This window comes from Chromobacterium sinusclupearum, assembly GCF_002902845.1.
Classification (GTDB): Bacteria; Pseudomonadota; Gammaproteobacteria; order Burkholderiales; family Chromobacteriaceae; genus Chromobacterium; species Chromobacterium sinusclupearum.
In genome coordinates this window covers 260,567-281,942 of record NZ_PPTF01000068.1, presented here as the reverse complement: position 1 = coordinate 281,942, position 21,376 = coordinate 260,567, and the positions used below count along the sequence as shown (strand labels likewise).

The following is a 21,376-nucleotide window of genomic DNA, read 5'->3' as shown; positions in this document are numbered from 1 at the left end:
GAGCGGTCGCGCCGGGATGCGTTTTGCGGCGAATCGAGGCGTTTCGCGCGCCGCATAGTCATTCTCTGCCAGCGCGGAACAACGAAAATTCGGCGCGAAAGGCGCGAGGGCTTGGCCTGCGCGCCAGTCGGAATCTGCCGGTCAATCACGCCCATGCCTTGCTCCAAGCGCGAGTAGCCAGTCTTGCGCCAGGACGCACATGCGGCTTTTTTTGCATCCTGCATTTGCTATTGCGGGGACAAATATGTTACTAAAGTAACGTGATTTTCGATTCCGAATAGTTATGAGCCGCTCTCCACGTCACGACAAGATTCTGCAACTGGTCCGCGAAAACGGCTTCATGCCGATCGAAGAGCTGGCCCGTCTGCTCGATGTCACGCCGCAAACGATACGCCGCGACATCAACCAGCTGTGCGAAGCCAATCTGCTGCGCCGCTATCACGGCGGCGCCGCGCTGGGCAACAGCGTGGAGAACGAGGACTACTTTGCTCGCAAAGGAAAGTTCCAGAGCGAAAAAGCCCATATCGCGGACATGATCGCCCGCAGCATTCCGGACCACGCCTCGCTGTTCATGAGCATAGGCACCACCATTGAAGCGGTGGCGCAGGCGCTGACGGCCACGCACAAAGGGCTGCGCGTCATCACCAACAACATCCACGTCGCCTCCATCATGTCCACCAACCCGGACTTCACCGCGATGATCACTTCCGGCACGGTGCGCGCGTCCGACGGCGGCATTACCGGCGTGGCGACGCTGGACTTCATCAACCAGTTCAAGGTGGACTACGCCATCATCGGCGTCTCCGGCATCGAGCCGGACGGCTCGCTGCTGGACTTCGACTACCGCGAGGTGCGCGTGGCGCAGGCGATGATGAACAACGCCCGCCACCGCTACCTGGCCGCCGACCACAGCAAGTTCGGCCGCAACGCACTGGTGCGCATGGGCCACATCAGCGAATTCCACACCGTGTTCACCGATGCCGCGCCGCCGGAGCCGGTCACCAAGCTGCTGGAAGAGCACAACGTCAGGCTGGTGCTGTCCGAAGCCTGATCACACGCTGCACACGTCCCCGCGAGACCCGGCATTGCGACCGGGTCTCCTCGTTTTGACTGTCGGTCGGCTCATTCCGCGAACACATGCGCGGCCATATAGTCGATGAACACGCGCAGCCGCGGCGGCATCGCCGGCGTGGCCGGCCATAACAGATACATATTGCCGCTGCGCGCCACCCTGGGCGTGTCCAGCGCCACCAAGGCGCCGCAAGCCAGCTCACCCTTCACGGTAAAATCAGGCAGGCAGGCGATGCCCAAGTCCCGTACCGCCAGCTCGATCAGCGCCTCGCCGGTATTGCAGCTGGCGCTGATCGGCAGCCGCGCTTCCGCCTCATCATCCGGCGCCAACGGCCACGGCAGCAGCTTGCCGCTGCTGGGAAAGCGGTAATGCAGGCAGCGGTGCCGCGCCAGATCGCGCGCCGACTGCGGCGCGCCGGATGCCGCCAGATAACCCGGCGAGGCGACCAGCAGCATGCGGTAGCCGCCCAAGCGCCGTCCGGCCAGCCGAGAATCGCCCGGTTCGCCGCCGCGCACCACCACGTCGAAACCTTCTCCTATCACGTCCACCAGCCGATCGTTGTAATCCAAATCCAGCGCCACTTGCGGGTAGACGCGCATGAAGCCGGCCAGATGCGGCGTCAGCAAGCCGCTTTCATGCGGCAGGCCCACTTTCAGCCGGCCTCTGGGCGCAGCCAGGCCTTGCTGCAGCTCGCGCTCGGCGGCGTCCACCTCGTCCAGAATACGCTGACAGCGCGCCAGATACTGCTGCCCCTCGGCCGTCAGCGCCAGCCGGCGGGTGCTGCGGTGAACCAGCCGCACGCCCAATCTTTGCTCCAGCCGCTGCAAGCCCTTACCCACCGCCGACGCCGACAGGCCCAACTGCCGTCCCGCCGCCACCAGGCTGCCCTGGCGAGCCACCTGCGCGAACAGCTCGATTCCGCTCATTTTTTCCATGGTGATACCCATTACAGAATGAAATTCCGTTTTGAACGGAATGCTAACCCATTTATTCGTCATGCAAGGGCTTTTAGCATCGGTCCACCTTCTTGTTTCGGACCTGGATCATGCATATCGAAGCGACACACTCTTTAGACACTGCCACCCTGGATCGCTTGCTGGACGCCGCGCTGAGCGAAGGACGGCTGATCGGCGCCGAGGCCTGGCTCGCCGTCAACGGCCAGTCCGTCTACCACCGCGCCGCCGGCTGGGCCGACCGCGAGGCTGGCGTCGCCATGCGCCCAAACGGCTTGTTCCGCCTGGCCTCGCTCAGCAAGCTGTACACCAGCTGCGCGGCGATCCGGCTGGCCGCGCGCGGCGTGTTGCGGCTGGACGCCGCCGTCAGCGACTACCTGCCGTATTTCGCGCCGCGCCTAGCCGATGGCAGCCAACCCGTCATCACCCTGCGTCAGTTGCTGACCCACACCGCGGGGCTGGGCTACGGCTTTCTGGAGCCGGCCGGCGGCGGCGCCTATCATGCCGCCGGCGTGTCCGACGGGCTTGACCATGCCGCCATCAGCCTGGAGGAGAATCTGCGCCGGCTCGCGGCACAGACGTTGTGGCAAGCGCCGGGCCAAGGCTGGATCTATTCACTGGCAACGGACGTCATCGGCGGGGTGCTGGAAGCCGCCACCAGCTTGCCGCTGCCTGAGGTGATGCGACGCGAGGTGACGGCTCCGTTGGGTTTGGCCGATACCGCCTTCCACGCCGTCGATCCGGCCCGGCTGGGCGCGGCTTATGCCGAAACCGAGGGCGGGCCGCAACGCATGGAGCAGGCGCATCGGCTGATCCTGCAGCCGGAATGCGCCGGCATCGCTTACGCTCCTGCGCGAGCGCTGGACCAACAAGCCTTTCCGTCCGGCGGCGCCGGCATGGTGGGCACGGCAGCGGATTTCCTCGCTCTGCTGGAGGCGCTGCGCGTCGGACGCGAAGACTGGCTGCCGCGCGAGTGGCGCGATGAAATGATGCGCGACCAGATAATCGGCATCGAGATGGAAGGCTGGCCCGGCTGGGGCCACGGCCTGGCCGGCGCCGTGCTGCGCGATCCGGCAACCGCGGGCCTGCCGGCAAGCCGCGGCAGCTGGCGCTGGCTGGGCGCTTACGGCCATAGCTGGCTGGTGGACCCGGCGCGCGGCGTCAGTTTCGTCGTCTGCACCAACACAGCCCTGGAAGGCTCGGTGGGCGCGTTCAGCGGCGAATGGCTGCAAGCCGTCTATGCCGCGCTGGATGTGGAAAGGAGAGCCGCCTGATGCCCGTCGCCATCTATCTGCTCAGCCTGTGCATCTTCGCCATGGCCACCTCGGAATTCATGGTGGCCGGCATGATGCCGTCGCTGGCTGCGGCCTTCCAGGTTTCGCTGCCCGAGGTGGGCAATCTGGTGTCCGCCTACGCAGCCAGCGTGGTGGTGGGCGGCCCAGTATTGACGCTGTGGCTGCGTTCGGTCCGGCGCAAACCGGCCTTGCTGAGCCTGCTGGCGCTATTCCTGCTGGGCCAGCTGCTGGGCGCGAGCGCAGACGGCTATCCACTGATGCTGGCCTCGCGGATCGTCTGCGGCGTGGCGCAGTCCGCCTTCTTCGGCGTGGCCTTGGCCCTGGCCGGCGAGCTGGTGGGTCCGGGCCGTATCGCCCGCGCCGCCGGCCTGGTGCTGAACGGCCTGATGCTGGCCTCGGTGGCAGGCTTGCCCATGGCCGCGCTGCTGGACCAGCGCTGGGGCTGGCGCGTGTCTTTCTGGCTGGTAGCGGGTCTGGTAGGTTTGGCCATGCTGGGCATCGCGGCCTTGACGCCCGCCGGCTCCGCGCCGGCGCGCCAGGAGGCGGGTGAGGAAATGCGCGCGCTGGCCAGACCGGCCTTGTGGGCGGCTTATGCGTCCAGCGGCCTGATCATAGGCTCAGTGTTCGCCGTCTTCACCTATCTCGCCCCTATCTTCCTGCAGGTCAGCGGTTTTTCCGCCGCCATGGTGCCCATATTGTTTGGCGCATACGGCGCAGCCACGGTGCTGGGCAATCTGCTTACCAGCCGGCTGGCTGACCGCCACACCCGCCGCGTGCTGCAGGGCGGCATCCTGACGCTGCTAGTGGCGATGACTGCCTTGGCGCTGGGCGCGCAATGGCAGGCGCTGACGGTGACGGCATTGTTCCTGCTGGGCCTGGCTGGCCTGCCGATGAACCCGGCCATGGTGGCGCGGGTAGTGCGGGCGGGGGGAAGCGGGGCGATGGTGAACAGCCTGCACATGGCGGTGATCAATCTGGGCCTGATGTTCGGCGCCTGGGCCGGCGGCCTTTGCCTGGACGCAGGCTGGGACTTGCGCGCGCCCGTGTGGCTGGGCGCGGCGCTGGCCTTGCTGGCTTGGCTCAGTTTGAGCCTGGATAGACGCGGCGACAGCTGGCAAGCCAAGGCCCGACCGGCGGACGTGTCGGTTTGATTGGAATTGGTTAATGGGTACGCCGTGAGCGGCGGATCACCCCGTGAACGGGGCATCCGCCCTACGCGAAACCATCAACCGTAGGGCGGAATCCCGGCAAAGCCGGGAGTTCCGCCAAGCCACGCCCATCTTGACAATATCCGGGGCACGAGGTGGTTAGCCGCGGCTACAGCTGGCAGGCCACCGCCAGCTCGCCCGGCCTGCCAAGATAATAGCCCTGGTACAGTTCGACGCCGAGCGCGCGCATCGCTTCCAGCTGCTCGGCGGTTTCCACGCCTTCCACCAGCATGCGGCTGCCGATCTGCCAACCCGACTCCAGCAGCGCCGGCAGCTTTTTGGTTTCGCCCGCCATGTACTCCTGCAGCAGGCTGGGATGGAGCTTGATGATGTCAGGCGATAACTCGGTCACCTTGCTGTGCGGGGCCTCCGCCGCGCCGAAGTCATCGACCGCCGTGCCGAAACCCATTTCCGCGGCATGGCGCAAGCCGTCCAGCAGCGCTTGGCCGTGGTGCTCCACCTCGCGCGCCGGCACTTCGAAAATCACCCCGCCGCAATCCAGCTCCACGCTTTGCAGCAGATTTTTCAGCAGGGGCAGGTGGGTGAGGCCGCGGTGGTCTTCCTGCACGGTGGCGGTCAGCAGGTTCAAGGTCAGGCAGGTTTCCTGCCGGCTCTGGGCAAAATTGCGCACATGGATCAACCGGGCCAGGGTGTCGGCCAGTTGCGCCCGCTCCGGGGACAGGCTGGCCAGGAAACGGTCCGGCGCCTGCCATTCGCCGCCTTCGTCCACCACCCGCAGCAGCGCCTCATAGCCGAACAGGCTGCCGCCCTTGTAGAAAATCGGCTGAAACACGCTGAGAAATCGACAGCCATCCAGGCTGGCGCAATAGCGGCCCGAGGCATCGCGGAACAGCGTGCCGCTTTGGGCGGAAAAAGAGGGTTCCATGCCGTACCCTCCATTTGGACACGATGCTTCAGCATAGCAATGCCGAAAATACTTATCAGTGCTATTCGGCGATGTGCAATTGAGTGCCGCCTTCCTGCATCAGGCGGGCGATGCCCGGCGGCACCGGCTTGTCGGTGAACAGCGCGGCGATCTGGGAGAGCCGCCCCAGCTCCACCAGCGCCGGGCGGTCGAACTTGCTGTGGTCGGCCGCCAGGAACACCTGGCGCGACTGCTGGATGATGGCTTCGGTGGTGCGCACTTCGCGGTAGTCGTAATCGCGCAGCGTGCCGTCGGCTTCGATGCTGGACACGCCGATGATGCCGTAGTCGACGCGGAACTGGCGGATCATCTGCACAGTCGCCTCGCCGGTCAGGCCGCGGTCGCGCTTCCTCAGCGAGCCGCCCAGCACGATGACCTCGCAGTCCGGGTAGTCGCACATCTGCTCCGCCACGTGCAGATTGTTGGTGATGACCCTCAGCCCGCGATGGCGGTGCAGCGCCTTGGCCACTTCCTCCGTCGTGGTGCCCAGATTGATGAACAGCGAGGCGTTGTCCGGGATGTGCCGCGCCAGACAACGCGCGATGCGGCGCTTTTCCTCTATGCACAGTACCTGCCGCGCCTGGTAGGCCACATTCTCCACGCTGGACAATACGCTGGCGCCGCCGTGGTAGCGCTGCAGCTGCTGATGCTCGGCCAGCAGGGTGATGTCGCGGCGTATGGTCTGCCGGGTGACTTCAAAATGTTCGGCCAGCTTCTCCACGCTGACATAGCTCTCGCGCCTGACCATGTCCAGCAGCTCTTGTTGTCGTTGATTCAGGATCAGCATGCTTGTGGTTTCTCCCCTTTGCCGGCGATTGTAAGCGATTTGCTCTAATCCAGCAGCGCGGCCACGGCATCGGCGATGGCCAGGCAGCTGGTGAGGCCCGGCGACTCGATGCCGAACAGATTGACCAGGCCCTTCACGCCGTGGGCCGCAGGCCCCTGAATGACAAAGTCCGCGTCCGGCTGTCCCAGCCCGGCGATCTTGGCGCGGATGCCGGCGTAGCCTGGCGACAGCGCGCCGTCCGGCAGTTGCGGCCACCAGGCGCGCACCGCGCAGTAGAAGGCGGCGGCGCGCGCCGGGTCTACCCGGTAGTCCACCTGGTCCACCCACTCCACGTCCGGGCCGAAACGCGCCTGGCCGGAGAGGTCCAAGGTCAAATGGCTGCCCAGGCCGCCCGCTTCCGGCAGCGGGTAGATCAGCCGCGAAAACGGCGCGCGGCCCTGCAGCGAGAAATACACGCCGCGCGCGTAATGGGCCAGCGGAATCGCAGCGGCGGGCAGGCCGGCGAGGGAGAGCGCGACACTGGGCGCGAACAGCCCGGCGGCATTGACCACGCGTTCGGCCAACAGCTCCATGCCGGCCACGCGCAGCACGATGCCGCCCCTTGTCGCCTCGCCGCCGGTGACCGGCGACTCCAGCGCCAGCTGCGCGCCGGCAGCTTCGGCATCGCCCAGCAGCGACAGCATCAGGGCGTGGCTGTCTATGATGCCGGTGGACGGCGACAGCAGGGCGGCGGCGCAATCCAGCGCCGGCTCCAGCGCGCGGGCCTCTCTGGCGGACAGCCGCTGGATATCGGCGACGCCATTGGCGCGCGCCTGTTGTTCCAGCGCAGCCAGCTTGGCCAGCTGCCCGTCGCGGCTGGCGACGATCAGCTTGCCCAGCCGCGCATGCGGAATGGCGCGTTCGGCGCAGTAGCGGTACAACGCGTCGCGTCCGGCCACGCACAGCCTGGCCTTCAGGCTGCCGGCCGGATAATACAGGCCGGCGTGGATCACCTCGCTGTTGCGGCTGGAGGCGTGCTGGCCGATGGCCCGCTCCGCCTCGACGATCACCACCTCGCGCCCGGCCTCGGCCAGCGCGCGCGCCGCCGCCAGCCCGATCACGCCGGCGCCGATGACCACGCTATCGATTCTGTCCATCGTGCTGCCTCAGTCGATAACGCGCCGCAAGGCGACGCGATTGCGGAAACCGGCCGCCGCCTCGGCGCGCAACCGCGCCGCGAGTTGGCTGTCGGCGTCGGGCGCGAAATCCTGAAAGCCATGGCGGCGATAGAATGGCGCATTCCACGGCAAATGGGCGAAGGTAGTCAGCGTCAGGGCGGCGTGGCCGCGCATCGCGGCCTCGACGACGAGCCGCCGCAGCAGCGCCGCGCCCAATCCGCGCCGCGCGTGGTCCGGGTCCACGTCCATCTCGGCCAGATGCAGATGGCCGTCGACGATCTCCGCCAGGGCGAAGCCGGCCACGCGTCCTTCGTCCTCCGCCACCCACAACAGACCGTCAAGCTGGGCGCCGGCCAGCGCTTCGGCCGGCAGCACCGCGCCGCGCAAAGCCGGCGGCAGATCGGATTCCGGAAACAGCGCGGCGGCGCGGCGCTCGATGTCGGCCAGCAAGGGCAGGTCGGCCAAACGGGCCGGCCGGATGGCGATGCGGGTGTCTAGCATGTCGTCCTCAGTTGCTCGGCGGCCAGCTCTCCCAGCCGGACGATGGCTTGCCGCTGCGCCTCGTCCCAAGGCTGGCCGAAGTTCAGGCGCAGGCAATGGCGGAAACGCGGTTCCGCCGAGAACAGCATGCCCGGCGCGAAGCTGATCGACTCGCGCAGCGCCGCCTCCAGCAACCGGCCGCTGTCCAATCCTTCCGGTCCTTCCACCCACAGCAACAGCCCGCCCTGCGGCCGCCTGAGCGTGGTGCCGCGCGGGAAGGCCGCCAGCACCGCGTCGGCGACCTGCTCCATCTGCCGCGCCAGCTGTCGGCGCAGCCGCTGGCTGATGCGGGCATAGTCGCCGCTGGCCAAGAGATCGGTCAGCGTGCCCAGCAGCAAGGCCGGGCTGACCAGGCTGCTGCTGGCGCGCAGCCGCTCCAAGGCCGCGTGGTGGCGGCCGCCGGACAGCCAACCCAGGCGGAACGACGGCGCCAGGCTCTTGGTGAACGAGGCGCAGTAGATCACGTCGCCGTCGCGGTCCCAGGCTTTCAGCGGCGTCGGCCGCGCCTCGCCGAAATACAGCTCGCCGAACACGTCGTCCTCGATGAGGGTGACGCCATGGCGGCGCGCCAGCGCCAGCAGCCGTTTCTTGTGGTCATCCGGCATGCGCGCGCCGGTGGGGTTCTGGTAATTGGTCACCGTCACCAGGCAACGCACCGGCGGGCCGTATTGCAGCGCAAATTCCAAGGCCTCCAGCGATAGGCCGGCGTCCGGCGTGCAGGGAATCTCCAACGCCTTCAGCCCCAGCGCCGCCAGCGTTTGCAGCAGGCCGAAATAGACCGGCGTTTCCACCGCCACCGTGTCGCCGGGACGGGTCAAATGCCGCAAGGCCAGGCTGATGCCCTCGGTGATGCCGTTGCAGAACAGGATCTCGTCCGCCTTCACCTCCATCTGCCAGCCGGCCGCCATCTGCTGGAGCAAGCCGCACAGCCGCTCGTGCTGGGCTGCCGGCAGATAGGCGCCGATCAGCTCCGGCCGCTGCAGCAAGGCGGTCTGCAGCCGCCGCGCCAGCTCGGCCGACGGGTACAGACTGTGGTGGGCCTCGGCCATGTGCAGCTGCACCGCCACGTCCGAGGCCGACAGCGCCACCAGCTGCGACATGCGGCTGTCCACTTCCACCAGCGTGGCGGGCGAGGGCAGCGCGCGGTGGAGGGCTGCTGCTGCCGACGCAGCCGGCAGGGCGGCGAAGAAACCGGCGCGCGGCCGCGCCACCACCCGCTGCTTCTGTTCCAGCCAGCGGTAAGCGGCCAGCGCGGTCAGGCTGTTGACGCCGTGGCTGGCCGCCAGCTGTCGCACCGACGGCAAGCGGCTGCCGGGCGGAAATTCGCCGGCGTCCATTCTGGCCGCCAATTGGCGGGCTATGTCTTGGTAGATCGCTTCCATCCAACTGTTATATCAAACAGATTGCGCCGCATACAAACTGTTTACCCGGCTTGTGGGAGGAAGCAGACGGCCGGCATGGCACGCTGCCGCTATTCGTCTTGATTCAAGAAAGCCCGCTTATGAAGTTTTGGCACACCCTGCGGCGCGACGCCGCGCCGTCCTCGGCCCTGGCCGCCGCGCTGGCCTTGCTGGTCGGTTATTCTGGCCCGTTTCTGATCATCGTCCATGCCGCGCAATCGGCCGGCCTCAGCGCGGGCCAGCTCGGCTCCTGGGTGTGGGCGGTGTCCATCGGCTCCGGCGTGGCCGGCCTGTGGCTGAGCTGGCGCTGGAAGGCCCCGGTGATCACCGCCTGGAGCACGCCCGGCGCGGCGCTGCTGCTGACAGCCTTGCCCGGGGTGCCTTACCCGGAGGCTATCGGCGCCTTCCTGGCCGCGGCGGCCATCGTGACGCTGGTGGGCATCAGCGGCCTGTTCGACCGGTTGATGGGGCTGTTTCCGCCGGCGCTGGCGGCGGCGCTGCTGGCCGGCATCCTGTTCCATTTTGTCGGCGAGGTGGTGACCGAGGCCGCGCAGCAGCTGGCGTTGGTGCTGCCGATGGCGGCGCTGTTTTTTGCCGGCCGCCGCTGGTTTCCGCGCTGGGCGCTGCTGGCGGCCATCGCGCTGGGCGTGGCGCTGTGCGCGGGCCAAGGACAGCTCCACGCGCCGCCGGCCGGCGCGCTCTCCGGCATCGCCGGCCCGGCCTTCACCATGCCGGCCTGGTCGTGGTCCGCTTTCATCAATCTGGCCTTGCCGCTGGCCCTGCTGGCCTTGACCAGCCAGTTTCTGCCCGGCATGGCGGTGCTGCGCACCTTTGGCTATAGCGTTCCCGCTCGCTCCCCAGTCACCGCGCTGGGCATCGCGTCGATATTGACCGCGCCGTTCGGCGGCCACGGCGTGACGCTGGCCGCCATCATCGCCGCCATCTGCACCGGCCCGGAAGCGCATGCGGACCGCAGCCGCCGCTACGTGGCCGGACTGTTCTGCGGCCTGTTCTACATCGTCCTGGGCCTGGCCGGCGGCGCGCTGGCCGCCCTGGTGCTGTTGCTGCCCAAGGCGCTGGTGGTGACCGCCGCCGGGCTGGCGCTGTTCGGCACCCTGGCTTCGTCCTTGGGCGCGGCGCTGGCCGATGGCGAACACCGCGAAGCGGCGCTGCTGACCTTCGTGGTGGCGGCCTCCGGCATCAGCATCGCCGGCCTGGGCGCGCCCTTGTGGGCCATGCTGGCCGGCGGCCTGCTGCGCCGGCTGCTGCAACCCGCCAAGCCTGCGCCTTCCAAGGCGGAAGCCGCGGCCGCCCCTTGAGCCGGCGGCTGGCCGGCCGGGCCGGCGCGTGATAAGTTAGACGGCTAAATCTATCCGCAGCGGCATGCTTAGCCGCCCTGCGGCAAAAGGAGAAAAGCATGTTCGCCCCTTCCGTCTTCGCCGCGCGCCGCGCCCGCCTGCAACAGGCTGGCCTGTCCGGCCTGCTGCTGTTCGTCGGCAATGTCGACTCGCCGATGAACTACCACGACAACACTCTGCCTTTTGTGCAGGATTCCAGCTTCCGCTACTTCTTCGGCCTGAACGAGCCGGGCCTGGCCGGCGTGATCGACGCCGACAGCGGCGAAGCCACCCTGTTCGGCAATGATCCGGATGTGTCCGACATCGTCTGGACCGGCCCGCTGCCCAGCTTGTCTGAACGCGCCGCCAAGGCCGCCGTGGGCCGCAGCCGCCCGTACGCCGAGCTGGCGCGACTGCTGGCCGAGGCCCGCGCTGCCGGCCGCCCCGTGCGCTACCTGGCGCCGTACCGCGGCGAGACGCTGATCGAAATGGGTCGTCTGCTGGACGTGCATCCGGCCGAGGTGAAGGCCGGCTTCTGTCCGGCGCTGACCCGCGCCGTGGTGGCGCTGCGCGAAATCAAGGGCGAGGAAGAGATCGCCGAGATGGAAAACGCGCTGGGCGTCACCCACGCCATGCATATCGCGGCCATGCAAAACGCCAAGCCGGGCGTGCTGGAATACCAAGTGGTGGGCATCATGGAAGGCATCATGCGCCGCCATGACTGGCACCTGGCCTACCCGTCCATCTTCTCCAAGCGCGGCGAAGTGCTGCACAACCATGGCCACGGCAACGTGCTGCAGCAAGGCGACCTGGTGCTGAACGACACCGGCTGCGCCAGCGGCGGCGGCTACGCCAGCGACATCACCCGCACCTTCCCGGTGGGCGGCAAGTTCTCCACCCGCCAGCGCGAGCTGTACGACATCGTGCTGGAGATGCAGGAGGCCGCCATCGCCGCCATCAAACCCGGCGTCAAATACCAGGACATCCACAAGCTGTCCGCCGCCGTAATGGTGGAGCGCATGGCCGAGCTGGGCTTCTTCCGCGGCGACGCCGACGCCATCGTCGAATCCGGCGCTTATGCCATCGCCTTCCCGCACGGCCTGGGCCACCAGATCGGCATGGACGTGCATGATATGGAAGCATTGGGCGAAGACCTGGTCGGTTACGGCGACGGCGCCGAGCGCAGCCCGCTGTTCGGCCTGGGTTATCTGCGGCTGGGCAAGCCGCTGAAAGCTGGCATGGTGGTGACGGTGGAGCCGGGCGTCTACTTCATTCCGGCGCTGATCGAAGCCTGGGAGAAGGAAGAACGCCACAGCGCCTTCATCAACTACGCCAAGTTCCGCGAATACGCCGACTTCGGCGGCATCCGCATCGAAGACAACGTGCTGGTGACGGCAGACGGCAGCCGCGTGCTGGGCGAGCCGATTCCGAAGACGGTGGAAGAGATCGAAGCGGTGATGGCGGTATAAGCGCCTGCCATAGCCACCCCGCAACCCGCGTCGCCAGACGCGGGTTTTTTGTTGGCCCGGCGCCGACTTATCCACAACTCCAGCCCAATAGCCGATTGATCCACAGCCCGCGCGCCTGACCGGAATCAACTATCCTGCGCAGTGACGACATCGCGGGTGTACACCGCCATCCATACGGGATATCTTGAAGACAGTACCGTTTCAAACGGAAACCCCTCCCCATGCGCTATCTGGACTGGCTGCCGCCCGAGGCGACGCAAATCACCCTGGTGCTGTTCCTGGCCTTCCTGATTGGCTTGGAGCGGGAAGAGCGCAAGGCCGGCGGCGATAAATACGCCTTCGGCGGCGTGCGCACCTATCCGCTGATCGGGCTGATCGGCTATGTCATCGCCACGCTGGCGCACGGCGAATGGATGCCAGTGGCGCTGGGCTTCGCGGTGGTGGCGGCTTTCCTGCTGATGTCGTACTGGCACAAGCTCAGCGGCTCCGGCTATTCCAGCGTCACCACCGAGATGACCGGCCTGGCCACCTATCTGATCGGCGTGCTGGTCTGCCGCGAGCTGTACTGGCTGGCCGCCACGCTGACCGTGGCCAGCCTGCTGCTGCTGGAATTCAAGACGCGGCTGGAAACCCTGGCCCAACGCATCGACCCGACGGACATCCTCATCTTCACCCAGTTTCTGCTGCTGGCCGCGGTGATTCTGCCGCTGCTGCCCAACCAGGCCATGAGCCGCTTCCAGATCAATCCGTTCAACACCTGGCTGGTGGTGGTGGCGGTCAGCGCCATTTCTTATGGCAGTTATTTGCTGCAGCGGCTGCGCCAGGGGCGCGGCGGCCTGTTGCTGGCGGCGCTGGCCGGCGGCGCCTATTCGTCCACCGTCACCACGGTGGTGCTGGCGCGGCGTTCCGCCGGTGCCGCCGCGCCGCGCGTGTACGCCGGGGCCATCGTGATGGCTTCCGGCATGATGTATCTGCGGCTGATGGCCTTCCTGGCGCTGTTCAATTTCGCGCTGCTATTGCGGCTGTGGCCGCTGTTTTCGCTATTGGCAGCGCTGGCGCTGCTGAGCGGCTGGCTGTGGTCCAAGAGCGGATCGGACGCCGCCGTGGCCAACGAAGCCTATCAGCCGAAAAACCCGCTGGAAATCAGCACTGCCCTGCTGTTTGCGGTGCTGTTCATCGCCATGCTGGTAGCCACCCGGCTGGCGGCGCAATACCTGGGAACGGCCGGCGTCTACACGCTGGCGGCGGTGATGGGCGTCAGCGACGTGGACCCGTTCATCATGGGCATCACCCAGTCCACGCCGCAGCTGACGCCGCTGCCGGTGGCGGCCGCGGCCATTTTGATCGCCGCCTCGGCCAATAACGTGGCCAAGGGGTGTTACGCGCTGTCGCTGGGGTCGCGCGAAGCCGGGCGGCAGGCCCTGTTGATGTTGCTGGCGCTGGCGGCGCTGGGGCTGGGGCTCGCGTCTGTTTTATGGGCGTGAAGTCCGCTTACCCACAACCATGCAACACGCTGAAACTTATCCACCGTTTCGTTCATTGCGCCGCGCGGCCTTGCCGCGTCAGGCGCAAGGTCTGCGGCAAACCGACGCCCCATAGCAAGGCCAAGATCGGCATCAATCCCCACCAGGGCAGGCCCGGCTGCAGGGCCTGCAGCTGGAAGCCGGCGTAATAGGCGGCCGGGCCCGCCAGCGCGCCCAGGGCGGCCAAGAGGCGCGGCGACGGCCGCCAGGCCTGCAGCAGCCAGACCCACCAGCAGGCGAAGCTGAGCCACAGTGTCATCATCCACAAGGGCAGGGTGCCGACGCCGACGAAACGCAGCAGTCCGCTGGCGGCCAAGGCAAAATCCAGCGCGCTGCCGGCAGCCGCCAGCAGCAGGGCGGGCTTTCTCAGCCCGGACGGCAGCGCCTCCCAGGCCAGCAGGGCGCCGGCCAGGGTCAGCACGGCCAGATGGTCGCGGAAATACACCAGCAGCAGCCACCAGCCGTTGAAGGCCAGGCCGGCCGCGATCAGCCGGCGCCAGGGCGGCGCGGCAGGTTCAGGCGTCATAGCCCAGATTCGGCGCCAGATCGCGCTCGGCCTGTTCGATGCTGACGCCGCGGCGTTCGGCGTAGCTTTGCACCTGGTCCCTCTCCACCTTGCCGACGCCAAAGTAGCGCGATTGCGGGTGGCTGAAGTAGAAGCCGGACACCGCTGCCGTCGGCAGCATGGCGTAGCCTTCGGTCAAGGTCATGCCGATGGCCGGCGCGTCCAACAGCTCAAACAAGCCGGTCTTCACCGTATGGTCCGGGCAGGCCGGATAGCCAGGGGCCGGACGGATGCCGCGATAGAGTTCGTCGATCAGCCCTTCGTTGTCGATATGCTCGTCGGCGGCGTAGCCCCAGAACTCGCGCCGCACGCGGGCGTGCATCAGCTCGGCGAAAGCCTCGGCCAGGCGGTCGGCCAGGGCCTTCAGCAGAATGGCGGAGTAGTCGTCATTGGCGTCTTCAAAGCGCTTCACATGCGGCTCAATGCCGATGCCGGCGGTCACGGCGAAGGCGCCGATATAGTCCTGCACGCCGCTGTCCTTGGGCGCGATGTAATCGGCCAGCGCCCAGTTGGCCTTGCCGTCCATCTTAGGCAGTTGCTGGCGCAGGCCCACCCAGGTCATCAGGCTGGCGCTGTTGTCCGGGTTGCGGATTTCGATGTCGTCGTCGCCCACGCTCGCCGCCGGGAACAGGCCGATCACCGCGTTGGCGGCGAGCCAGTTCTCGTCGATGATCTGCTTCAGCATGGCCTGCGCATCGGCGTACAAGGCTCGGGCCGATTCGCCGACGATCTCGTCGTCGAGAATGCGCGGGAAGCGGCCGGCCAGCTCCCAGCTCTGGAAGAACGGCGTCCAGTCGATATAGGCGGCAATCTCAGAGAGCGGGTAGTGCTCGAAACGGCGCACGCCCAGCCATTGCGGCTTGGGCGGCGTATAGCCGGCCCAGTCGATTTTCTCTTTGTTGGCGCGCGCCTGCTCCAAGGAAACCACCTTGCGGTTGGCCTTGTTGGCGTGGCCGTCGCGGGCGCGCTGCTGCTCGGCGGCGTTTTCCAGCACGAAGGCGTCCTTCAAGGTGTCGGACAGCAGATTGGAGCAGACGCCCACCGCGCGGCTGGCGTCCGGCACGTAGACCACCGGATGTTGGTAATGCGGCGCGATCTTGACCGCCGTGTGCACCTTGGACGTGGTCGCCCCGCCAATCAACAGCGGAATGCTGAAGCCCTGGCGCTGCATCTCCTTGGCCACATGGCTCATTTCTTCCAGGCTGGGGGTGATCAGGCCGGACAGGCCGATGATGTCGGCTTTATGCTCGCGCGCGGCGTCGAGTATGGCCTGGCACGGCACCATCACGCCCAGGTCTATCACCTTGTAGTTATTGCAGCGCAGCACCACGCCGACGATATTTTTGCCGATATCGTGCACGTCGCCCTTGACCGTGGCCATGATGATCACGCCCTTGGCCGGCGCGTCGGACAAGCCCAGCGCGATCTTTTCCTCCTCGATGAACGGCTCCAGATGCGCGACGGCCGCCTTCATCACGCGGGCCGATTTCACCACCTGCGGCAAAAACATCTTGCCGGCGCCGAACAGATCACCGACCACGTTCATGCCGTCCATCAACGGGCCTTCGATCACGTGGATCGGCCGCGCGCACTTCAGCCGCACCTCTTCGGTGTCCTCGACGATGAAGGTGGTGATGCCCTTGACCAGCGCGTGCTCCAGCCGCTTTTCCACCGGCCAGGAACGCCAGGCCAGGTCTTCGCCCTTTTTCTCGCCGGCTGCCTCGCCCTTGAATTTCTCGGCCAGCTCGATCAACCGTTCGGTCGCGTCGCCGCCCCCCTTGGGCTGGCGCATCAACACCACGTCCTCGATGCGCGCGCGCAGCTCCGGATCGACCTCGTCATACACCTCCAACGCGCCAGCGTTGACGATGCCCATGGTCATGCCACGCTGGATGGCGTGATACAGAAACACCGCGTGGATGGCCTCGCGCACCTTGTTGTTGCCGCGGAAACTGAACGACACATTGGACACGCCGCCGGATATCTTGGCGTGCGGCAGGTGCTGCTTGATCCAGCCGGTGGCCTCGATGAAGTCCAGGCCGTAGCGGGCGTGCTCGTCGATGCCGGTGGCGACGGCGAAGATGTTCGGATCGAAGATGATATCTTCCGGCGGGAAACCCACCTCGTCCACCAGGATGCGGTAGCTCTTGTCGCAGATCTCGATCTTGCGCGCGTAGGTATCGGCCTGGCCCTGCTCGTCAAACGCCATCACGATCACCGCCGCGCCGTAGCGGCGCAGCAAGCGCGCCTGTTCGACGAACTTGTCGCGGCCTTCCTTCATGGAGATGGAATTGACGATGCCCTTGCCCTGGATGCACTTCAGGCCGGCCTCGATCACCTCCCACTTGGAGGAGTCGATCATGATGGGCACGCGGGCGATGTCCGGCTCGCTGGCGATCAGGTTCAAAAAGCGCACCATGGCGGCGTGGGCGTCCAGCATGCCCTCGTCCATATTGATGTCGATGACCTGGGCGCCGTTTTCCACCTGCTGCCGCGCCACATCCAGCGCGGTGGCGTAGTCGCCGTTCAGAATCAGCTTGGCGAAAGCGCGGCTGCCGGTGACGTTGGTGCGCTCGCCGACGTTGACAAACAAGTCCTCGTCGCCGATGTTGAACGGCTCCAGGCCGGACAGCCGGCACTTGGGCTCGATCAACGGCAAGGGCCGCGGCGCGAGGCCGTCCACCGCCTGGGCGATGGCCGCGATGTGTTCCGGCGTGGTGCCGCAACAGCCGCCGACGATATTGATCAGGCCCGATTCCGCCCATTCCCGCACATACTCGCCCATCGCCTGCGGCTCCAGGTCGTAGCCGCCGAAGGCATTGGGCAGGCCGGCGTTGGCGTGCACGGACACATAGGTGGCCGACACCCGGGCCAATTCCTCGACATAGGGCCGCAGCAGGTCCGGGCCCAAGGCGCAGTTCAGGCCGAAGCTCGCGGCATTGGCGTGCGACAGCGAGTTATAGAAGGCCTCGGTGGTCTGGCCGGTCAGCGTGCGGCCGGACTGGTCGGTGATGGTGCCGGAAATCATGATCGGCAAGCGCGGCGTGTCCGGACGCTCGTCGAAGTATTGATGAATGGCGAACACGGCCGCCTTGGCGTTCAGCGTGTCGAAGATGGTTTCCACCAACAGCATATCCGCGCCGCCGGCCACCAAGCCGTCTATCGCCTCGGTATAGCTTGCCACCAGTTGGTCAAAAGTGACATTTCGATAGCCGGGATCGTTGACGTCCGGGCTGATAGAACAGGTGCGGTTGGTGGGGCCGAGCACACCGGCGCAGAATCGGGGCTTGGCCGGGTTGCGGGCGGTTGCCGCCACGCACAGTTCCTTGACCAGCCTTGCCGCCTCGCGGTTGATTTCCCACACCAGGCTCTCCATCCGGTAGTCGGCCATGGCGATGGAGGTGGCGTTGAAGGTATTGGTCTCGACGATGTCGGCGCCGGCGTCCAGATAAGCCTGGTGGATGCCGGCGATCACGTCGGGCCGGGTCAAGACCAGCAGGTCGTTATTGCCCTTGACGTCGCAGGGCCAGTCGGCGAAACGCTCGCCTCGGTAGTCGGCCTCGGACAACTGGTGGCGCTGGATCATGGTGCCCATGCCCCCATCCAGGATCAGAATGCGTTGCGACAGGTGCTGAAAAACTGGATGAGGTAATGGTTTTGTCATATCAATTGCAGCGTGTTTGTCTAAAACGGTATCTAGGGGCTGTTGATGCTTGCTGCGTGGATCGCGTTTGCGCCGATTTTGGCCGGATGCAAGGCGCGTAGTCCGCCGCATAGTTATTCTATGCCAGGGCTGCGCAACGCCGCATCCGGCCAAAAGCGGCCAAACCCGCAGGGCCGGGCGCCTTTCGCGACGACTCTTCGTTGTTCCGCACTGGCATAGAATGCTATGCGGCATGCGAAACGCCTCGATCCGTCGCGAAATGCGCTCCGGCGCGATCGCTCAGCAAGCGTCAACAGCCCCTGGGGGCCACCGGGCCTGCTACGGTCATCATAACATCGGCTTTCACCGCTTCTGACAGCCCTCATTAGAATTAAGAGAACGCATCGATATGGCCAGCACGAATAAGAAATGGTGGTTTTCCTGCCTGCTGCTGATCGCGTCCGCCGCCTCGGCCGCCCCCTTGCGCATTGGCGTCGCCGATACCGACGCGCCGCCCATGGCGGTACTGTCGCCCGATGGCGCCAAACTGACAGGCGGACTGTCGCTCGATATCGGCCAACTATTGGCCGAAGAGCTCAACATGCAGCCGCAATTCGTCATCCTGGCGCGGCGCCGGGTGGAGCCGGCGATAGAAACCGGCAAGGTGGACATCATCTGCAACGCCAATCCTGATTGGTACGGCAATTCCGCCCGCTTGAACTGGAGCCGGGAAATCTACCCGTTGACCGAGCGGGTATTGTCGCTGAAAGGCCTGCCGACCATTCGCCAGTTCGACGATCTGGCCGGCAAGCGCATCGGCACCCAGCACGGCTACCACTACCCGGAGCTGGAATACCTGTGGACCAGCAATCGCAGCAGCCGTGAAACCGAGACGCGTTTTGAATTGCTGTTCAAATCGCTGGAAAAACAGTTGAGCGATGTCGCCATCGTCACCGAGTTCATCTATGCGTGGTGGGCGCGCGGACACGCCCAGGAAGCCGCCGCGTTCAGACTGCACCCGCTGGTGGTGTCCTCGCATTCGACGATGTGCGCGCTGTCGCCGCAATCGCCGCTGAAGCTGGAGCAGTTGAACCGCGCCATCGAGCGGCTGCACAAGAACGGCAAGCTGAAGGCGATGCTGACCCGCTATCAGGCCCAGGAGTGACGCCGGCCATGAGCTGACGGGGACGCATGCTAAAATGGCGTTTTTGCAGCGAAAACGTCCCGTCATGAGCGATCTGTTAGCCGGCCTGAATCCCGAACAACTGCGCGCCGTCACCTGGCCCGCCAAGAGCGCGCTGGTGCTGGCCGGCGCCGGCAGCGGCAAGACGCGGGTGCTGACCACCCGCATCGCTTGGCTGTTGTCCACCGGGCAGACCTCGCCGGCCGGCGTGCTGGCGGTCACTTTCACCAACAAGGCCGCGCGCGAGATGCAGACCCGGCTGTCGGCGCTGGTGCCGGTCAATGTCCGCAATATGTGGATAGGCACCTTCCACGGCCTGTGCAATCGCTTCCTGCGCATCCACTACCGCGACGCCGGCCTGCCGCAAACCTTCCAGATCCTCGACTCCGCCGACCAGCAAGCCGCGATCAAGCGTCTGTTGAAAAGCCTGGAGCTGTCGGATGAGAAATATCCGCCGCGCGCGGTGCAAAGCTATATCAACGGCAACAAGGAAGCCGGACTGCGCGCCGAGGCCCTGCCGCCGGCGCTGAACCCGTACGAAGCCAAGCTGGTGGAGCTGTACGCCGCCTACGACGCGCAATGCCGCCGCGAAGGCGTGGTGGATTTCGCCGAGCTGCTGCTCAGAAGCTACGAGTTGCTGTCGCGCAACGAAGCGCTGCGCTCGCACTACAGCAGCCGCTTCAGCCACATCCTGGTGGACGAGTTCCAGGATACCAACCGCCTGCAGTACGCCTGGCTGAAGCTGTTGGCCGGCGAGCGCGGCGCGCTGTTCGCCGTCGGCGACGACGACCAGAGCATCTACGGCTTCCGCGGCGCCGAGGTGGGCAATATGCGCGCCCTGCTGTCCGATTTCCACGTCGCCGAGCCAGTGCGGCTGGAGCAGAACTACCGCTCCATGGGCAATATCCTGAACGCCGCCAACGCGCTGATCGAACAGAACGACGGCAGATTGGGCAAGAATCTGTGGACCGACGCCGGAGAAGGCGAAAAAATCCGCTTCTACCAGGCCGGCAGCGACGGCGACGAGGCCGAATTCATCATCGACGAGGTGAAAAGCCTGCACCGCGAAGGCCTGGCCCTGTCCGACATGGCCGTGCTGTATCGCTCCAACGCCCAATCGCGTTTGCTGGAGCATGTGCTGGTCAACGCCCAGATTCCCTACCGCATCTACGGCGGCCTGCGCTTCTTCGAGCGCCAGGAAATCAAGCACGCGCTGGCCTATCTGCGGCTGATCGCCAACCCGGACGACGACAACGCGCTGCTGCGCGTGATCAATGTGCCGGCGCGCGGCATCGGCGCGCGCAGCGTGGAAAACCTGCAGGCCATAGGCCGCGAGCAGGGCGTCTCGCTGTGGCAAGCCGCCTGCGGCGCCGGCAGCGGACGCACCGCCGCCAAGATCGGCGAATTCGTGCTGCTGATCGAACGGCTGCGCGAGCAGAGCCGCGACTTCAGCCTGGCCGAAACCATCAGCCTGGCCATAGACCGCAGCGGCCTGCGCGACATGTACGAGCAGGACAAGAAGGACGGCGAAGAGCGGCTGGCCAACCTGGACGAACTGGTCAACGCCGCCGCCAGCTTCCTGCCCGACCAGCCCGAGCAGGCGCTGACCGAGTTCCTGTCCGCCGCCAGCCTGGAGGCCGGCGAACACCAGGCAGACGCCGGCAGCGACGCCTTGCAGCTGATGACGGTGCATGCCGCCAAGGGCCTGGAGTTCGACGCGGTGTTCGTCAGCGGACTGGAAGAAGGCCTGTTCCCGCATGAAAACAGCATCATGGACGGCAAGGGTCTGCAGGAAGAGCGGCGGCTGATGTATGTGGCCATCACCCGTGCCCGCAAGCGGCTGTATCTGTCCAGCGCGCAAAGCCGCATGCTGCATGGCCAGAGCCGCTATCCGATCCCGTCGCGCTTCATCGACGAGATTCCAGGCGAACTGATTCACTCGCTGTCTGCTACAGTGAAAACACCCGTTGCGCCGCAGCAGCCGCGGCGCGCCGCCATGCCGCGCCGCCAGGCCGACAACGCCTACGGCCTGTCCATCGGCCAGGCAGTCAGCCACGCCAAGTTCGGAATCGGCGTGGTGATAGACGCCGAAGGCAACGGGGAGGATGTGCGCTTGCAGATCAACTTCGCCGAACATGGAGTAAAGTGGCTGGACTTGCGCTACGCCAAACTGACGCCAGCCTAAGAAACGCTGCCCCCTGAGCCGCGGCGCGCCGCGGCAAGACAACAGCAGGGGGCGGCGGATCGACAAACCGGGCCGAAGTGGAGCATGCCCGCCGCAAAAACAATCCGACTGAGCCATAACCATGCCAGACCCAG

General features: G+C 66.2%; 16 protein-coding genes. 8 read left to right on the top strand and 8 right to left on the bottom strand.

Annotated elements, in window-relative coordinates; all coding sequences use genetic code 11:
• Window positions 1-283: 283 nt before the first annotated feature.
• A complete protein-coding gene (locus C2134_RS15325; RefSeq protein WP_043613317.1) occupies window positions 284-1,051 on the top strand; it encodes a DeoR/GlpR family DNA-binding transcription regulator in 768 nt (255 codons plus the stop codon).
• A 71-nt stretch (window positions 1,052-1,122) separates the two neighbouring features.
• Here the strand turns inward: C2134_RS15325 and C2134_RS15320 are convergent, their stop codons facing one another.
• A complete protein-coding gene (locus C2134_RS15320; RefSeq protein WP_233196469.1) occupies window positions 1,123-1,998 on the bottom strand; it encodes a LysR family transcriptional regulator in 876 nt (291 codons plus the stop codon).
• A 119-nt stretch (window positions 1,999-2,117) separates the two neighbouring features.
• On the opposite strand from C2134_RS15320, the gene C2134_RS15315 reads away from it, so the two are divergent.
• On the top strand, window positions 2,118-3,299 hold the full coding sequence (locus C2134_RS15315; protein WP_103321021.1) for a serine hydrolase domain-containing protein: 1,182 nt from the start codon (window positions 2,118-2,120) through the stop codon (window positions 3,297-3,299).
• Window positions 3,299-4,471, top strand: coding sequence for an MFS transporter (locus C2134_RS15310; protein ID WP_103320996.1), 1,173 nt, complete (start codon window positions 3,299-3,301; stop codon window positions 4,469-4,471). The genes C2134_RS15315 and C2134_RS15310 overlap by 1 nt, the downstream gene beginning before the upstream one ends.
• Before the next feature lie 166 nt (window positions 4,472-4,637).
• Here the strand turns inward: C2134_RS15310 and C2134_RS15305 are convergent, their stop codons facing one another.
• The 5 genes from C2134_RS15305 to C2134_RS15285 form a co-directional block, all read right to left on the bottom strand.
• Window positions 4,638-5,414: an EAL domain-containing protein gene (locus tag C2134_RS15305; protein WP_103320995.1), complete on the bottom strand. Its 777-nt coding sequence runs from the start codon at window positions 5,412-5,414 to the stop codon at window positions 4,638-4,640.
• A gap of 61 nt (window positions 5,415-5,475) precedes the next feature.
• On the bottom strand, window positions 5,476-6,240 hold the full coding sequence (locus tag C2134_RS15300; protein ID WP_103320994.1) for a DeoR/GlpR family DNA-binding transcription regulator: 765 nt from the start codon (window positions 6,238-6,240) through the stop codon (window positions 5,476-5,478).
• Window positions 6,241-6,284: 44 nt separating this feature from the next.
• The gene (locus C2134_RS15295; protein WP_103320993.1) at window positions 6,285-7,376 is read right to left on the bottom strand and encodes an NAD(P)/FAD-dependent oxidoreductase; all 1,092 of its coding nucleotides are present in this window, start codon (window positions 7,374-7,376) and stop codon (window positions 6,285-6,287) included.
• Between the two features lie 9 nt (window positions 7,377-7,385).
• Window positions 7,386-7,898 (bottom strand): GNAT family N-acetyltransferase, encoded by a 513-nt coding sequence (locus C2134_RS15290; RefSeq protein WP_103320992.1) that lies wholly within the window; start codon window positions 7,896-7,898, stop codon window positions 7,386-7,388.
• Entirely contained in the window at window positions 7,892-9,319 is a 1,428-nt protein-coding gene (locus C2134_RS15285; RefSeq protein WP_103320991.1) for an aminotransferase-like domain-containing protein, read from the bottom strand. The genes C2134_RS15290 and C2134_RS15285 overlap by 7 nt, the downstream gene beginning before the upstream one ends.
• A 119-nt stretch (window positions 9,320-9,438) precedes the next feature.
• Between C2134_RS15285 and C2134_RS15280 the strand changes: the two genes are divergently transcribed.
• From C2134_RS15280 to C2134_RS15270, 3 genes are all read left to right on the top strand, one after another.
• A complete protein-coding gene (locus C2134_RS15280; RefSeq protein ID WP_103321020.1) occupies window positions 9,439-10,656 on the top strand; it encodes a benzoate/H(+) symporter BenE family transporter in 1,218 nt (405 codons plus the stop codon).
• Between the two features lie 98 nt (window positions 10,657-10,754).
• On the top strand, window positions 10,755-12,143 hold the full coding sequence (locus C2134_RS15275; protein WP_103320990.1) for an aminopeptidase P family protein: 1,389 nt from the start codon (window positions 10,755-10,757) through the stop codon (window positions 12,141-12,143).
• 221 nt (window positions 12,144-12,364) lie between these two features.
• Window positions 12,365-13,627 (top strand): MgtC/SapB family protein, encoded by a 1,263-nt coding sequence (locus C2134_RS15270; protein WP_103320989.1) that lies wholly within the window; start codon window positions 12,365-12,367, stop codon window positions 13,625-13,627.
• Between the two features lie 52 nt (window positions 13,628-13,679).
• Here C2134_RS15270 and C2134_RS15265 read toward each other — a convergent pair whose 3' ends face one another.
• Window positions 13,680-14,192, bottom strand: coding sequence for a DUF2878 family protein (locus tag C2134_RS15265; protein ID WP_103320988.1), 513 nt, complete (start codon window positions 14,190-14,192; stop codon window positions 13,680-13,682).
• Complete coding sequence (metH, locus tag C2134_RS15260; RefSeq protein ID WP_103320987.1) at window positions 14,182-17,895, bottom strand: methionine synthase; 3,714 nt, start codon at window positions 17,893-17,895, stop codon at window positions 14,182-14,184. Before metH ends, C2134_RS15265 begins: the two co-directional genes overlap by 11 nt.
• Window positions 17,896-18,283: 388 nt before the next feature.
• Between metH and C2134_RS15255 the strand changes: the two genes are divergently transcribed.
• Window positions 18,284-19,039: a substrate-binding periplasmic protein gene (locus C2134_RS15255; RefSeq protein WP_103320986.1), complete on the top strand. Its 756-nt coding sequence runs from the start codon at window positions 18,284-18,286 to the stop codon at window positions 19,037-19,039.
• A gap of 64 nt (window positions 19,040-19,103) precedes the next feature.
• Window positions 19,104-21,242 carry a UvrD-helicase domain-containing protein gene (locus C2134_RS15250; protein WP_103320985.1) on the top strand — a complete coding sequence of 713 codons (2,139 nt, stop codon included), beginning with the start codon at window positions 19,104-19,106 and terminating at the stop codon, window positions 21,240-21,242.
• The last annotated feature ends 134 nt before the right edge of the window (window positions 21,243-21,376 follow it).

Coding starts and splice junctions, on each gene's coding strand:
- C2134_RS15320 (WP_233196469.1), bottom strand. CDS start 1,998: ATGAGCGGAATCGAGCTGTTCGCGCAGGTGGCTCGCCAGGGCAGCCTG.
- C2134_RS15300 (WP_103320994.1), bottom strand. CDS start 6,240: ATGCTGATCCTGAATCAACGACAACAAGAGCTGCTGGACATGGTCAGG.
- C2134_RS15315 (WP_103321021.1), top strand. CDS start 2,118: ATGCATATCGAAGCGACACACTCTTTAGACACTGCCACCCTGGATCGC.
- C2134_RS15325 (WP_043613317.1), top strand. CDS start 284: ATGAGCCGCTCTCCACGTCACGACAAGATTCTGCAACTGGTCCGCGAA.
- C2134_RS15295 (WP_103320993.1), bottom strand. CDS start 7,376: ATGGACAGAATCGATAGCGTGGTCATCGGCGCCGGCGTGATCGGGCTG.
- C2134_RS15290 (WP_103320992.1), bottom strand. CDS start 7,898: ATGCTAGACACCCGCATCGCCATCCGGCCGGCCCGTTTGGCCGACCTG.
- C2134_RS15305 (WP_103320995.1), bottom strand. CDS start 5,414: ATGGAACCCTCTTTTTCCGCCCAAAGCGGCACGCTGTTCCGCGATGCC.
- C2134_RS15275 (WP_103320990.1), top strand. CDS start 10,755: ATGTTCGCCCCTTCCGTCTTCGCCGCGCGCCGCGCCCGCCTGCAACAG.
- C2134_RS15250 (WP_103320985.1), top strand. CDS start 19,104: ATGAGCGATCTGTTAGCCGGCCTGAATCCCGAACAACTGCGCGCCGTC.
- C2134_RS15270 (WP_103320989.1), top strand. CDS start 12,365: ATGCGCTATCTGGACTGGCTGCCGCCCGAGGCGACGCAAATCACCCTG.
- metH (WP_103320987.1), bottom strand. CDS start 17,895: ATGACAAAACCATTACCTCATCCAGTTTTTCAGCACCTGTCGCAACGC.
- C2134_RS15255 (WP_103320986.1), top strand. CDS start 18,284: ATGGCCAGCACGAATAAGAAATGGTGGTTTTCCTGCCTGCTGCTGATC.
- C2134_RS15310 (WP_103320996.1), top strand. CDS start 3,299: ATGCCCGTCGCCATCTATCTGCTCAGCCTGTGCATCTTCGCCATGGCC.
- C2134_RS15265 (WP_103320988.1), bottom strand. CDS start 14,192: ATGACGCCTGAACCTGCCGCGCCGCCCTGGCGCCGGCTGATCGCGGCC.
- C2134_RS15280 (WP_103321020.1), top strand. CDS start 9,439: ATGAAGTTTTGGCACACCCTGCGGCGCGACGCCGCGCCGTCCTCGGCC.
- C2134_RS15285 (WP_103320991.1), bottom strand. CDS start 9,319: ATGGAAGCGATCTACCAAGACATAGCCCGCCAATTGGCGGCCAGAATG.